12 protein-coding genes and 1 rRNA gene are annotated in these 15,543 nt (G+C 42.0%); 4 read left to right on the top strand and 9 right to left on the bottom strand.

The window, feature by feature from the left end; all coding sequences use genetic code 11:
• Positions 1-100: 100 nt before the first annotated feature.
• Both murI and I3257_RS10160 read right to left on the bottom strand, forming a co-directional pair.
• Positions 101-1,108, bottom strand: coding sequence for a glutamate racemase (murI, locus tag I3257_RS10155; protein ID WP_238049672.1), 1,008 nt, complete (start codon positions 1,106-1,108; stop codon positions 101-103).
• A 274-nt stretch (positions 1,109-1,382) separates the two neighbouring features.
• Positions 1,383-2,078, bottom strand: coding sequence for a DUF1285 domain-containing protein (locus tag I3257_RS10160; RefSeq protein ID WP_238049673.1), 696 nt, complete (start codon positions 2,076-2,078; stop codon positions 1,383-1,385).
• A gap of 613 nt (positions 2,079-2,691) precedes the next feature.
• Between I3257_RS10160 and I3257_RS10165 the strand changes: the two genes are divergently transcribed.
• Positions 2,692-4,329 (top strand): electron transfer flavoprotein-ubiquinone oxidoreductase, encoded by a 1,638-nt coding sequence (locus tag I3257_RS10165; protein ID WP_201540786.1) that lies wholly within the window; start codon positions 2,692-2,694, stop codon positions 4,327-4,329.
• A 113-nt stretch (positions 4,330-4,442) separates the two neighbouring features.
• Here I3257_RS10165 and I3257_RS10170 read toward each other — a convergent pair whose 3' ends face one another.
• Positions 4,443-5,939 carry an alanine/glycine:cation symporter family protein gene (locus I3257_RS10170; RefSeq protein ID WP_060491926.1) on the bottom strand — a complete coding sequence of 499 codons (1,497 nt, stop codon included), beginning with the start codon at positions 5,937-5,939 and terminating at the stop codon, positions 4,443-4,445.
• A gap of 1,110 nt (positions 5,940-7,049) precedes the next feature.
• Here I3257_RS10170 and I3257_RS10175 point away from each other — a divergent pair.
• The 3 genes from I3257_RS10175 to I3257_RS10185 all read left to right on the top strand — a co-directional run bounded on the left by I3257_RS10175 (position 7,050) and on the right by I3257_RS10185 (position 10,089).
• Entirely contained in the window at positions 7,050-7,310 is a 261-nt protein-coding gene (locus I3257_RS10175; RefSeq protein WP_045448034.1) for a DUF4212 domain-containing protein, read from the top strand.
• Positions 7,311-7,314: 4 nt separating this feature from the next.
• The gene (locus I3257_RS10180; RefSeq protein ID WP_201540773.1) at positions 7,315-9,183 is read left to right on the top strand and encodes a sodium:solute symporter family protein; all 1,869 of its coding nucleotides are present in this window, start codon (positions 7,315-7,317) and stop codon (positions 9,181-9,183) included.
• 360 nt (positions 9,184-9,543) lie between these two features.
• The gene (locus tag I3257_RS10185; protein ID WP_060491928.1) at positions 9,544-10,089 is read left to right on the top strand and encodes a hypothetical protein; all 546 of its coding nucleotides are present in this window, start codon (positions 9,544-9,546) and stop codon (positions 10,087-10,089) included.
• Between the two features lie 84 nt (positions 10,090-10,173).
• Here the strand turns inward: I3257_RS10185 and I3257_RS10190 are convergent, their stop codons facing one another.
• The 6 genes from I3257_RS10190 to rrf form a co-directional block, all read right to left on the bottom strand.
• The gene (locus tag I3257_RS10190; protein WP_238049674.1) at positions 10,174-10,779 is read right to left on the bottom strand and encodes a rhomboid family intramembrane serine protease; all 606 of its coding nucleotides are present in this window, start codon (positions 10,777-10,779) and stop codon (positions 10,174-10,176) included.
• A gap of 40 nt (positions 10,780-10,819) precedes the next feature.
• Positions 10,820-11,869 carry a 5'-nucleotidase gene (locus I3257_RS10195; protein ID WP_238049675.1) on the bottom strand — a complete coding sequence of 350 codons (1,050 nt, stop codon included), beginning with the start codon at positions 11,867-11,869 and terminating at the stop codon, positions 10,820-10,822.
• A gap of 323 nt (positions 11,870-12,192) precedes the next feature.
• A complete protein-coding gene (locus I3257_RS10200; RefSeq protein ID WP_045448043.1) occupies positions 12,193-13,482 on the bottom strand; it encodes a TRAP transporter large permease in 1,290 nt (429 codons plus the stop codon).
• Positions 13,479-14,006, bottom strand: a complete 528-nt coding sequence (locus I3257_RS10205) for a TRAP transporter small permease subunit (RefSeq protein WP_201560843.1) — start codon at positions 14,004-14,006, stop codon at positions 13,479-13,481. Before I3257_RS10205 ends, I3257_RS10200 begins: the two co-directional genes overlap by 4 nt.
• A 17-nt stretch (positions 14,007-14,023) precedes the next feature.
• The gene (locus I3257_RS10210; RefSeq protein ID WP_045448046.1) at positions 14,024-15,085 is read right to left on the bottom strand and encodes a TRAP transporter substrate-binding protein; all 1,062 of its coding nucleotides are present in this window, start codon (positions 15,083-15,085) and stop codon (positions 14,024-14,026) included.
• A 370-nt stretch (positions 15,086-15,455) separates the two neighbouring features.
• Positions 15,456-15,543, bottom strand: a 5S ribosomal RNA gene (gene rrf, locus I3257_RS10215); the annotation flags it as partial.

The following is a 15,543-nucleotide window of genomic DNA, read 5'->3' on the forward strand; positions in this document are numbered from 1 at the left end:
TGTTGCACAGCCTAGCATAATCTTATAAAAATAAGCTCAATTTATTTTTAATATATCAATATTATGGTTATGGGTTTGATATAAACACCTTTAGCTGCGCCTATTCAGAACAGTATTGCAAGATGGCGTCTTTGCCAAGCAAACGCGCTATTAAAGTACCCAGTTTATCATCGAACTTAGTCGCATAAAAAATCAATGGCGGTCGAATGACAACTTTTGTTTTGTCAGTTGTTTCTAAACAATGATCATCTGGGGTATTGTCAACCAATGCAGACAACTGGTTTGCAGCCAATAGCTGCTTAACTCGCTCAGCAATGGCTTGTCCAGAATCAACGACCTGCATCGCCAATTGCTGCTGAGCGATCTCATCTAACAAAAACGTTTTGAAAAATGGATAGTGCGTACAGCCTAGTACCAATTGATCAACGCCATCATGAGCAAATAATGTGAGCTGCTGGCGTAATCTTAAAGCAGTATCATCCTGCTCTGGCATTCCCGCCTCTACCCAAGGTACCAATTGCGGATCAAAATATTTGGTCACTACCGTATTGTTGGGTTTAGCAAAGTGATCGATGACCTCATTAAGCAATGTGCCATTCAAGGTAGCTTTAGTCGCTAAAACGACCACGCGACCAGTTTTGCTCGCCGATATGGCGGGCTTTAGCGCCGGGACTAATCCGACGATAGGCAGCTGCGGATAACGCCGTCTGGCTGTTTCCAAAGCATAAGCTGAGGCGCTATTACAAGCAATAACAATGAGCTTGCAGCCCTGCTCATACAACCAATCAACGGCTGTCAAAGTCAACGCTTCAATATCGACGCTATCACGATTACCATAAGGCACATTTAAGGTGTCTGCATAATAGACATAACGCTCGGCAGGCAGATGCTGTGCCAAATGTAGATAAACAGAAAGCCCACCGACACCAGAATCAAACAATCCGATTGGCGCATTGCGTTTCTTATTATTTATAACTGTGCCGCTATTCGTTTTATGGATGTCAGCGTTAGCATTAGTTGCACTCTCGACATGCTCAACATGTTTAACATCAAAGCTATCTGAGCGCATTTTCACCCTATTTAAGCTATTACTTGCAGCAATATCCATCACTACTCTACTGCCATTTTTATATACATATTGTCATCTTTATGCTGTTTGCTGTTTGCTGTTTGCTGTTTGCTGTTTGCTGTTTAGCATACTACAGTAATTATCTGGTAATTTATCGCTATAGTCGGTTCAATATAATTTGGATACAAGGAAGGCAAGCAAAAGTACTACAAATAGTAGACTAAGCGAGTCTGACTCCGTATCTGATTTATATAGGATTGACTATATCTAAGCAGTAAATCATTTGACGGATACATAGCTTTAAGTCCTTACGTTAACTGGCTGGCATCGACAGCTCATAGGATTTTCCGCCACTTTGTAATGTCAGTATCGTCTCACCATTTTGCTCTGTCAATTCGCCAATTTCGGTCAAGTGATAAAAAGTATTACGCCCAATAAGTGCGTCCAAACCATTTCTAACGGGCATATAAGGACGTACCTGCATATCCATTGCTGTCTGCTGATCAATCGTATCATTGCCTGTAGGATTATACGCCTTTAATGTGATGGTGTGCTCATCATCTAAACGCACCATATCGCCAGTCGTCGTGGTAAATTCTAGCCAACGGTTATTGCCTTCGTTGACGATACCGACGTCATTGATTAATAAAGGGGCATCTTCAACTTGGATACGGATTTTCTGTACTGGCGTCTTCAAAAAATATTCAATGATGCCATTATTGTCTTCTTTCCATAAAATAGTCGCAAATAAGCTCACCAATGACTCTCTAGTCATTTGCCCGCCTTCATGCCACCACTCGCCATTTGCCTTTATGACCAGATCCATATCGGCCACATCTTTTGGGTGCCATTTATCCAATGGTGGGATGGCACGTCCTACACGTTTGCCTACGGTAGACTTTAGATACTGACTGAGAGAATCCATATTATTTAGCTCAGATGGCACGTCTTTCGGCGGTTTAGCTGCCGATTCATCATTTTGAATTATGTCTTCATTATTGTTATTCATCTTATAATCCTTTACTTAGCATTCAAAGTTTGGCAAATCTATTATTACTATAAATTTTAGTTTCGGGTATGATGAAAACATATCATCTTAGCACCCTCATTAGTTCAATCTTACCTTAACATCGATACTCATAAATGCGTATCGTGTTTGTAGGACTTTTCTTTTATAATGAGTAACGATTTTTTATTGAAATGGTCAAGTGGGTGTTGTGTTAATGACACATTTTACGTGATGTGTTGATATCCTTAAATACATGGATCTCAACAGTAACATGGTCAATTGATGTCGCAAAGACAGTTTTTATCGGGCAGCCATATGTCTGAGTAATGTTAGCGCCGCAAGTCTATTATTCAATTGTTAAGCTAATGATGCCCTGAGATAAGCCACTAAAAGTTTAGGAGTAGGTATGCAAGAGCAAGACAATCAAAAGCCAGTCATTGATAGTGACACTGTGAATACTGACCCATCAGTAGCGACAGAGACGGCAAATCTAGATAAAGCAGAGTCAGCCGTTGTGACCCAAGAAGCGCCAGCTGAAACAGTCGCTATCGACAAAGCGCCAGAGCCAGTAGTAGAAGCTGTCGCGGCAGAGCCTGAGATTGAACGTGAATCCATGGAATTTGACGTTATCATCGTCGGTGGTGGACCTGCTGGGCTATCTGCTGCTATCCGCCTGCGTCAGCTCGCTATCGCTGCTGGTAATGATGAGTTTATGGTTTGTGTGGTCGAAAAAGGTTCTGAGTTTGGTGCGCATACCTTATCAGGTGCTGTCATCGAACCACGCGCCTTGAACGAGCTGATACCAGACTGGAAAGAAAAAGGCGCGCCGCTTAATGTGCCAGCGACCGAAGATCGCTTTTATTATCTAAACTCAGCCACGCGCTCTACTAAAGTACCTGACTCGTTGATTCCAGGACCGATGCACAACAATGGTAACTATATTGTCTCCTTGGGCAATGTGGTGCGCTGGTTGGCGGTACAAGCTGAAGAGCTTGAAGTCATGATGTTCCCAGGCTTCCCTGCAGATGATATTTTATATAACGACGACGGTTCTGTACGTGGTGTCTTAACGGGCGATATGGGTGTGGCTGCCAATGGCGAAGCCAAGCCTAGCTTTGAGCCAGGTTATGAGCTACTTGCTAAATACACTATTTTTGCCGAAGGCAGCCGTGGTCATTTAGGTAAGCGCTTAATCAGCCGTTTTGATCTTGATAAAGACTCAGATCCTCAGCATTATGGTATCGGTCTAAAAGAGCTGTGGGACGTAGCCCCTGAGAAACACGAACAAGGCGTGGTCATGCACGGTCTTGGCTGGCCCTTGACCGAAACAGGCTCTACTGGTGGCTGGTGGTTGTACTTCGATGAAAACAACCAAGTAAGTTTTGGTCTTGTCGCTGACTTGTCTTACCACAACCCATATATGTCGCCATTCGATGAGATGCAGCGCCTAAAAACCCATCCCGTCATCAAAAACGTATTGGAAGGCGGCAAGCGTATCTCTTATGGCGCACGTGCTTTGACCAAAGGTGGCTTAAACTCTCTACCGAAATTTACTTTCCCAGGTGGTGTATTGGTCGGTGATGATGCTGGATTCTTGAACCCTGCTAAAATCAAAGGCACACACACATCGATGAAGTCAGGCATGCTAGCCGCCGAAGCTATCTTTGAGGCACTACAAGCCGATCGTCAGCATGATGAAGTGATTGCTTATACCACCATGTATAAAGAGTCGTGGTTGTACCAAGACAACTATGAGTCACGCAACTTCTCGCCTGCAATACATCGCATGGGTCTGTTTATGGGCGGTGCTTTTACCTTTATCGAGCACAACTTATTAAAGGGTAAAATGCCGCTTACCTTACATGACAGCCTGCCAGATTATGATCAGTTAGAGCGTGCCAATCACGCTTTTCAGCCAACCTACCTCAAGCCTGATGGCAAACTGGTATTTGACAAACTGTCATCGGTATTTATCTCTAATACTAATCATGCAGAAGACCAGCCGGTACATTTGAAACTGACTGATCCAACGGTACCTGTTTCAATTAACTTACCGTTATATGCTGAGCCTGCCCGTTTATACTGCCCAGCTGGGGTATATGAAGTGGTAAAAGATGCCGAAGGAGCTAAGTTTGTGATCAATGCGCAAAACTGTGTGCATTGTAAAACTTGTGATATCAAAGATCCTTCACAGAATATCACTTGGGTAACGCCAGAAGGTGGCGGTGGCCCTAACTACCCTAATATGTAAATATAAACAATATTAGGATTAATCGTTGATACTAAAAACCGCCCTTATGAATTCATAAGGGCGGTTTTTTTAACTTCGACACATGAAACAAGTTTATCTTTAATCAGGTGAGATTAATCTGTCCATGCATCACGATTGGCTTCGTTTTTCAGCTTTACAAAGTCATCAGGATTAAACTTGATTTGATCGCCAGTTTTACCTTCTTTGATTTGTCTTTCGTAATCACGCAATATGCGCAGCGCTACTGGTGACAAGATTAAAATAGCCACTAAGTTAACAAGTGCCATTAGACCCATTGATAAGTCAGCGAAGTTCCATATGGCAGGAAGACTGGCAATAGCACCCACAAATACCATGCCAAGTACCATAAAGCGGAATATCATGATCATGACTTTGGCATTTTTGGCACCAGAGATGAATTCAAGATTTGACTCACCATAGCTATAATTGGCAATGATAGAGGTGAAAGAGAAGAAGAAAATAGCAATCGCAACGAAGATAACACCCATATCACCCACATATTGCGACAGTGCCAACTGAGTCAGCTGAATACCTTCTTGCTCAACACTAGGATCGACCACACCGGACAAAATAATAATTGACGCCGTTGCCGTACAAATGACAAGGGTATCCATAAACACACCCAGCATTTGCATAAATCCTTGCACCGCTGGATGATCGGGATGACTCTTCGCCGTTGCCGCCGCATTAGGCGCTGAACCCATACCCGCCTCATTTGAAAACAGACCACGCTTGATACCGTTAATCATTGCCTGAGCAATACCATAACCAATCACCCCGCCTGCTGCTTGCTCAAAACCAAATGCTGATTTAACAATTAACACAATCGCCGCTGGGAATTGACTAAAATTCGTCACGATAATGAACAAGGCCAATAAGATATAGAGAATCGCCATCACGGGTACGATTTTACCCGCGATACGAGCAACCGAGCGCAAACCACCGAATACCACTGGCGCCACTAATACAACCAATACCAAACCTGTCATCCACGTTGGAACCCCAAATGCTTCGTTGGTCGCTTGTGCGATGGTATTTGACTGCACGCCATTAAAGGCTAAACCGAACGCTACTAATAAGCATAATGAGAAAAATATCGCTAGCCAGCGCTGACCAAGACCTTTTTCGATATAATAAGCCGGTCCACCGCGGTAAACATTGTCATTGTGCGGCACTTTATAGGCCTGTGCTAATGTTGATTCGATAAAGCTGGTCGACATACCGACGATCGCAGTCATCCACATCCAAAACACTGCACCCGGACCGCCAAGGTAAATCGCGATTGCAACCCCTGCTAAATTACCTGTACCGACCCGCGCTGCCAATGAGGTCATCAGCGCCTCAAATGAGCTGATACCGCCATCTTTACGCCCTTGATTGGACACGCGCAATAGCTGCCACATATGCCCAAAGTGGCGAAACTGAATAAAACGTGTGGCAATGGTAAAATAAAGACCCGCACCAATCAGTACGAACATCAGTAATCCATACCAAGGGTTACTCGCAATCAACCAATCATTGTTGCCCCAAATAATGCTGACACCATAATTGACGATGCTATTAAACCAACCTGCTATCCCTTCACCCATACTGCTATCCTCTCACTTACATTTTATACTGCTAGTATATTTTATGGATTGATGTGATTAATGATATTTAAAAATGCTTACTAATCCCTCTGCCTACTCATGAAACAGTAAATATCTGATCAATATACTGGCAAAGTAAATCACTAACATCCTGTCGCTACATTTTAACTGACTAGAGATTATTTAACTATTTCAAACCTCTATTATAGAAATTAAATAACTACGAACTTTTGTAAGGTATTTAGATAAAAATCAAAAAAATATTTTTTATATGAAATATTGAAGAAAACTTTTGAGACTAGGTACAACAGATAGATTTTAAAACGTATTCATATAAACACCATTCCAAAAAAAATAGTCACTGCCATAATATTTATTGAGTAAAGTATTGGCTATATTTATAGAATGAATGACTTTTATTGCTAATAATGCTCTAATACCTCTATAAAACTAAATCCTTAATATAAATAAGGTTTTAGCACAGCACCTGAGCAACGGCCTTTTTTTTAGCTGGTCTCTCTAACATAAGTTGACCATGGTTTCCATAAAGCAAACATTTAGTTACATAAAGTAAATAAAATTTATTTATTGTTAATTAAGTCAATATTGTATATATTCCCAATAAGTTCATAAATATTTCTTGCAATACTTATTGGCATGAATAATAAGTTGAAATATTAATACAATGTCATCAGGGATGATGAGCATAATAAGACAGAGGACTGTCAATCAATAACGACCCTCCTCCATAAATCCTCATCTCTATGTACTATAAATCCAGTCATTCTATAGCCCATAAATCTTGTTAGATGTTTAGGTTATAGTCGACCCACAGCCATATTTTACAATGTAAATTTTAGCAAAATCGAACCACAGAAAAGTATTTTTCGCAGTGCTTTGATTGATAGAAATCTGCTTTTTTTTCGATAATATTGGGTTACTTACTACTGGTTGGTCATTCTGCTTTATCAGCCTATAAACTGATTTTAGGATCCGTTTATAGACAACGTATCGAACTGTCTTCCATCATGTGATACATGCTAAAGCAAAATAACTTGTCAGGCTCAAATCAGTAATCTTGTTTTTATGTTAGGCAAAAGGAGTTGTCCTATGGAAAACCACAACGATCCATCCGGTTATTGGCGTGCCAATGTCCGTCTCATTTTAGGTAGCCTATTTATTTGGGCGCTATGCTCATACGGGTTTGGGATTTTGTTACGTCCTCTCTTAGCAGGTATTAAAATCGGTGGTACCGACTTGGGCTTTTGGTTTGCTCAGCAAGGATCCATTGGGGTATTTATCGTTTTAATTTTCTTCTACGCTTGGCGTATGAATAAGTTAGATAAACAATACGGCGTAGACGAGGAATAGCCCCATGAGTCAATTTACGATTAATATTATTTTTGTAGGTCTATCTTTCGCTCTATACTTCGGTATTGCAATTTGGGCACGTGCTGGCACAACGAGTGAATTCTACGTAGCAGGCGGCGGTGTTCACCCTGTCGTCAACGGTATGGCAACGGCTGCTGACTGGATGAGTGCTGCGTCATTTATTTCGATGGCAGGTATTCTTGCCGCTGGCGGTTATGGCGCATCAACTTATTTGATGGGTTGGACAGGTGGTTATGTACTACTGGCAATGCTCCTAGCGCCTTATTTACGTAAATTTGGTAAGTTTACGGTACCTGACTTCATCGGTGACCGTTTTTATTCAAAAACGGCAGCAATGATTGCCGTAGTTTGTTTGATTATCGCCTCAACGACTTATGTTATTGGTCAGATGACGGGTGCTGGTGTCGCTTTCTCACGCTTCTTGGAAGTTGAAAACACTACTGGTCTACTGATTGCTGCGGTTGTTGTCTTCTTCTACGCTGTACTTGGTGGTATGAAAGGGATTACTTATACGCAGGTAGCGCAGTATGTAGTTCTAATGATTGCATATACCATTCCTGCTGTTTTCATCTCACTTGAGTTAACAGGCAATCCAATTCCAGGTTTGGGCTTGTTTTCAAACCATGTGGAAGCAGGCGTTCCTATCTTAACCAAGCTAGATCAGGTGGTTACTGATTTGGGTTTCACGGCTTATACCGCTGACGTTCCTAACAAGCTAAACATGGTGCTATTTACCTTATCGCTCATGATTGGTACAGCAGGTCTACCACACGTTATCATCCGATTCTTCACCGTCCCTAAAGTCGCTGATGCGCGTTGGACTGCTGGTTGGACGTTGGTATTTATCTCGCTACTATACTTCACTGCTCCTGCCGTAGGTGCAATGGCACGTTTAAACCTGATTGATACGATTTATCCACAAGGGGTGGCAGAAGCACCTATAAACTATGATCAACGTCCAGACTGGATGAAGACATGGGAAGATACCGGCCTTATTAAATATAATGATCTTAATAATGATGGTCGTATCCAAATGTACAACGACAGTGGACTTGGTGCCGCTGAGCTTGCCTTGAGTGCTGCACAAGCGGATGGTGGCGATGTAGCCGCTGCCACTGCAGCTGTAGAGACTGCACGTGTCGCACAGGATCTAGAACTTGATGGACGCTTTACCGCAGCAGGCTGGAAGGGTAATGAGCTGGATGTCAATGCCGATATCTTAGTATTAGCTAACCCAGAAATTGCGAATCTTCCACCATGGGTTATTGGTCTTATCGCCGCAGGTGGTTTGGCAGCAGCGCTTTCAACAGCAGCAGGCCTACTACTCGCTATTTCGTCAGCGATCAGTCATGACTTGATTAAACGAAACCTTAATCCAAACATTACTGATAAAGGCGAATTAAGAGTTGCGCGTATTACGATGGGTGTTGCGATTGTAGTTGCTACTTGGTTAGGAATAAATCCACCAGGGTTTGCCGCACAGGTAGTCGCATTAGCATTCGGTATCGCTGGTGCATCGCTCTTCCCTGCACTGATGATGGGTATTTTCTCTAAACGGATCAATAATGTTGGTGCCATCGCTGGTATGCTAACAGGTCTGATTAGTATCCTTGTTTATATCTTTGTCTTTAAAGGTTGGTTCTTCATTAGCGGTACAGCGAACTTCCCTGATACGGCAGAGTATTGGTTGTTTGGTATCTCACCACTATCATTTGGTGCGATTGGGGCGTTGCTTAACTTTATCGTAGCGTTTGCTGTCTCTTATGCTACTGCTCCCCCACCATTACACATTCAAGAGTTGGTTGAAAGTGTCCGCTCTCCACGTGGCGCAGGCGGTGCAGTCGACCACTAAGTGTATAAATGAGAATATATCTTCAGTTACTATATATCACTCACAGGCAGTAGCTGCTTGTGAGTGATTTTTTTATCTCTTATTGATTATAAAAAATGTTAGATTTTTGCTTTATTGAATATACTTTATTAACTATGCTTAGGGCGTGTCCTCAATTAAATCGATTACCCTCTAAATGGGCTAAAAATGGCTAAATTTTACCAAACATCGTCAAATAGCTTATCAATATCTCGATATTATTTGCGCTACTTTCCTTGTTTGACGGCAATTTATCTCATTTTTATTACCATTTTTAAAATGAGGACACGCCCTAGTTAAAAGCGCTCAACTAAAAGTGCTTAACGCATTAAGGAAGATTTTATGCTTTTTGAGTTTATCGCTACCATTGCTGCCGCATTTGGCATGGCTGGTCTGGCACTCATTATAACTCACCTCAGTAAACTGGCTGGCAAACGCGCACCAAAGTGGCTTATTCCTTTGTTTGCTGCGATTGGTATGTTTGCCTTTCAAATACACCAAGAGTATAACTGGTATGGTCAGCAAGTGAGCAAGTTACCAGCAGGCGTGCAAGTCGTCAAAGTAGCAAAAAGCACCGAGTGGTTTCGCCCATGGTCTTATATCAAACCGCAAATATTACGTTTTATCGCTGCCGATACCGCCAACGCTAGCGTGCAGGTAGACAATCCAGATGTATATTTGGTTAATTTATATCTGTTTGAAAGACGCAGAAGTGTGCAGAAAGTACCACAAGTTATAGACTGTCGTATTCCTGCGCGTGCCGATTATGTCATACCCGAAAAAGACAGTAAGCTAACGATTGATGAACATGTCAAGCAAACAACAGCATGGCGAGAGTTGGCAACCGATGACCCGTTGTTCATTAGTATCTGTACTGATAAAAGCTAACCTCCTCATAAATATGCAAATAAAACCCTGCTAAAACATCTGATTACTAAGGGATTTAAGACAGCTTATATTATAGTCATGTATTCAGTTGCGCTGAGAAGTTGCGGTATAAGTATGCTTAGAATTAGCGCCTAACAGCAATCCAGCGCATAGACCACCGAAGTGCGCCGCAAACGAAATACCTTGTTGCGGCATCAATCCTTGCTTGATGGTCAACCAATAGCCAGTACCCATGACAATACAGGCAATCAAATAACCCCAACGCCGCGCAAATACAGCACCACCTATCATATAGCCGAGCATCGCGAAGCATAGCCCTGATGCGCCAACATGAATTGACAATGGCGAGCCAATGATCCAAGTGACCAATCCAGACGCGATAATGAGCTTAATCACTGTTCGATAAGCATTCTTCTCAAACAATCCAAACAAAAATAAAATCTGTAACAACGTCAAAGTGTTACCAAGCAAATGTGAAAAATTGCCATGCATCGTCCATGACGCAAATACTCCAATCATGCTGCCCACATCCAAGGCACGAGGCACAATCCCAAAGATATTCCACATGCCAAATAATGCCACTTCCTTTAAAAAAAACATGCCCCACATCGGTATTAATACAAAAGCATATAAGCCTATAACCTGCTTTATTCGTATCATAATCAAGCTAAGCAGTTGCTGCCAATTCATATAATGCCCTATTCTTTTAATCCATGTTTTTAGCGATATTTTAATGACTCAGCGTAGCAGTGGAGCGTGTTACAGGTGTAAAATCTAACAATGCAGCCTCTTTGCCAGTCATCAAATAACTGTCACTATGTAATAACGACGTCGAGTGATAAGGCACTAAAGCGGTGGGCACAAAACGACGAGCGGCATCGATATGTTTGATAGAATCATCAAAAAAGATATGAGGTGCAAACGTTCTAAGTACCGCTGTTTTTTCTAAACCTCCTAAGAAAAACGCCATATCAACATTGACGCCCCACTCTCGCAATGTCTTAATCGCACGCAGATCAGCAGGTGCGTTGCGAGCTGTCACCAATGCAATCTTTATTGGAGAATACTTGAGACCAGCAGGTAGACGTTCCTGTAAATTTGATATTTTAATCAACAATTCAGCATAAGGGCCTTTTTCAATGGGTAAATCACGCATCTGTATTTCGCGATCGTGAAAAGCACGCAGTCCTTTTTGCTTGTACAGTAGCTCACCTGAATCATCAAACAGCACCGCATCACCATCAAAAGCAATACGTAGCTGATCGGTATCTAACTCATAAGTATTGACAGGGGTTGCGTCGAGTATCGCACAAGCGCAGATATTGGCATCAGCCACTTGCTGGGCATCTTCGCGATTGGTCGTCAAAAATAGATCGACATTGAAGTCTTTAATATAAGGAGCCACAGGACTGCCTGAAATAAATGCCGAGCGTGAGATAGTCAGCTCATGTTCAAGAATTGCATTGAGGACTTGAATGCCCGTATCTGGACTACTCTTTGAAACAATGACCACTTCCACCAAAGGTGTCTCAACCTGTAAATCTTGCATGCCATCATTGCAATAATTATTCAGATTTAATAGAGCTTTAATTAATGGATAACCAGCACCAATACTGAGAGCATCGTTCTCACGCTTGGTCATATAGTCTCGAAACTCTTTTATGGCGCTTGCAGGTCTCTGCTCTAGCAGCTCTAGCAAATAATTTTCTGATTCTGTTAAATTAAAAAGTGCCGTTGCAGAAATCGCGACGATGAGCGTATTACTAAAATCGACTGCCATGATTTTCTCTACTTATAAAGTTATCTATTCGGAAATGCCAACCAGTTTACTACATTCACAAGCCCTTAGAATGATAAGAAAAGTTATCCACGTATAATGTCATTTAGTATAAAAACTACTTTTTAAGTAATCAAAATGACCGCTCAGAAAGTGTCTCATAATGTGACTTTATGTGGAATAATTTAACCATAGAATTATTACGCCGATTTTTTCTTTTATCATAAAAAAGCCATATTGTTATGAAAACAATATGGCCCTATTAATAAACAATACAAATGAACGACGCAGCTATGATTTTCTAAGCTTCCTTTTATCAATAGCGCTTACGTTAGCAGCACTAAAGATATTGCTGGAAAGGCGACCAAAATAACCAGTCGAATCAGATCAGAGACAATGAACGGTGCGACCCCGCGAAACATATCAGACAGCTTAATATGCGGTGCCATTGCCTTAATCACAAAGATATTCATCCCCATCGGCGGCGTAATCAGTCCAAGCTCTACTGTCAATACAGCGATGATACCAAACCATACGGGATCAAACCCTAACGCCACAATGATTGGATATACCACTGGAATAGTAATGACCAGCATCGCCAAAGCATCCATGAACAACCCTAAGAGGAAGTACATGATTAAGATACAGATCAGTACAATCATTGGGCTAACTGCTAATGTACCAATCCAAGTCGCTAGCGTATAAGACAAGCGTGAGACGGAGATAAAGTAACCCAAGGCTTCTGCACCCAGCAGCATAAAGAATACCACCGCTGATAATGCAAGCGTTTCAATCAAAGATTGCTTTAGACCTTTTATACGCATACCTTTGGCAAAAGCATAAGCCCAAGAAACAAACGCACCGACTGCTGCTCCTTCTGTCGGAGTAAATAACCCAAAGAAAATACCAGCGATAATCACAATGAAAATAAAGCTAAATGGTATGAGTCCCGTCAATGACAGCAGCTTGGCTTTCCAAGAAGTAGGCTCACCGCGACGCGCTAAATGCGGCTTCCAGCGTACCATAATCATAACAGTGATTGAATACATCACCATGCCCAAAATCCCAGGCAAGAAACCAGCGATGAACATGTCACCGACTGACTGCTGGGTTAAGATGGCATAAACCAGTAGCGCAATGCTAGGCGGAATCATAATACCTAACGTGCCACCCGCTGCTAAAATACCACAGGCAAAACCTGGTTGATAACCATACTTCTCCATTTGTGGCAGCGCAACCTTGGTCATAGTGGATGCTGTGGCTAAGGATGAGCCTGAGATAGAAGCAAAAATACCAGACGATCCTATGCCAGCGATACCCAAACTGCCCCTCACTCCCCCAAAAATAGTTCGGGTAGCTTCAAACAATTTCCCTGCCATCCCTGAATGGGTAGCAAAGACTCCCATTAAAATAAATAAGGGAATCGCACTAAAGTCATATTTGGCTAACACATCTACCGGAATATCTTTAAGCATTTGTAATGCACCACTGGGTGCCGTCACTGCGCCAAAACCAACCAATCCAACACCTAACATGGCAAGCGCCACTGGAACTCGCAGGACAACAAGCAGGATCATGACGATTAAGCCAATGGCTCCAATAATTTCTGGACTCATGCGCCTGTCTCCTCGGCGTCAAAGAACTCGCCCGTTTTAAAGATATTGATGGATTCGATTAATGAGCGAATGGCGAGTAAGAGACTTAAAAATGCACTAAATGCATAGATGGGCATCATTGATAATCGAAGGTCTTGAGTGACTTTGCCGTATGCTATGGCATCAACAGCACTCTCATAAAGCCCCCAAGCAAAAACGATACCGATGATAAAAAAGCCCATCATAAAGACGCCCATCATATAGCCTTTAACGGCTTGCGGCATTTTTTGGGTAAAGACATCAACGATGATTTGTGAGCGTTCGACGAAAGCGCCAAAGGCAGCAAGTAAAGCAAAGAGCATGAAGTAAGAAACGATCTCTACACTGCCTTTAACAGTAAAGCCAAACTCACCACCAGTCAGCTTGAAAATATAACGAGCAGTCACATCGAGCATCGTTGTGAGGACAATAATAATAAGACTGACACCACCAATAAACTGGCATAATCTAGAGATTAAAATGCTGATTTTTACTAAAAATGCCATGTGACACCTCCAATGGGTTATACCACTTTACAAGCGGCACTGGCAGCTTTTGCTTTCTCATAGACACTATCAGCATCTAAACCCAAAGCATTGACATCACTTAGATATTTTTTAGTACCCTTTTCAAGTGGTCCTTTCCAATCAGGATCATTCAATGGATCAGGAATTTCAACGATCTCATCGCCTTTAGCTTTAGCAGCTTGAATGGCCATTTGATCATGCTTATCAAACACTTCACCAACTTTATTCGCCAATGCCATTCCTGAGTTTTTATCCAACACTTGCTTTAAATCATCAGGTAAGTTGTTATATTTATCCTTATTCATAGTAACCATCAGCGCCGAACTATAAAAAGGAATGTTGGTATGATATTTGGTGATTTCGTCAATTTTGAACGCTGTTACGGCCTCCCATGGAAAGCTCAACCCATCGACGACGCCGCGCTGTAGCGAGGTATACATATCATTAGCAGGCAATCCTACTGGTGACGCCCCAGCACTCTCGATAATGTCACCCGCGACCGCAGAAGGGCGGCGGATGCGCATGCCTTTCATGTCTTCAGGAGTCCGAATCAACTTATCCGTAGTATGCAGTGAGCCAGGCCCAGCACCATACATAAATAGCAAATGAGAATCTTCGTATTCACTAGCAAGCGTGCCATCCTCATAAAGAGTCTGAAGCATACAACCCATTTGAGTCGCTGAGTTTGATAAACCAGGAAGTTCAGTGATTTGAGTTAAAGGAAAACGACCACTGGTATAACCATGTGCTTGTGAGCCGATATCTATCGTACCTTTAGCAGCAGATTCGTACGTAACATCTGCTTTGGCAAGACCCGCGGAAGGATACAACTCTACTTTTAAGCGACCATTAGAATCTGTTTCAATTTGCTTTGCCCAAGGTTCAAAAACCTCTGTGCTGATAGAAGAGGTTGCTGGCCAAAAGTGAGAGAAGCGTAAAACGGTCGTTTCTTGAGAGGTTGCTGATGAGCCATCAGTCGTGTTAGAAGATTGGTTAGAGCAGCCTAAAAGACTAACAGCCGCTAAGGCACCAATTGAAAAAAGAGGAGCTAGCTTCATTATCAATTCCTTTTGATAATCGTGAAAATAGGAGTAATACATCACTGGTAAATAATCCAATCTATACCAGATGTAATAACTTACAAGTTTCAAATATATCTTTTACATACCTGTAATAAAAATCTAGTTTAAAATTAGCAGCTATAATGATATAAGTCAAATCATTTTGATGGCAGGACTAGAAAATATATTCATAAAATTGCATAGCATTTAAACAAAAAAATCGTCAATTCAAATAGAAAATACACTTATAGAGTGTGAATTATAAAAGTAAGTTAGATTAAGTGTAAAATTATACTTAATGTCCCAACCCCTAGACAAAGAAAACCCCCTTACACTTTCGCGTAAGGGGGTTTTACTTTGAATAGAGAGCTGACGATGACCTACTCTCACATGGGCGAACCCACACTACCATTGGCGCAATGATGTTTCACTTCTGAGTTCGGGAAGGGATCAGG

Origin of the sequence: Psychrobacter sp. Ps7 (genome assembly GCF_022129225.1) — a bacterium.
GTDB lineage: Bacteria > Pseudomonadota > Gammaproteobacteria > Pseudomonadales > Moraxellaceae > Psychrobacter > Psychrobacter immobilis_A.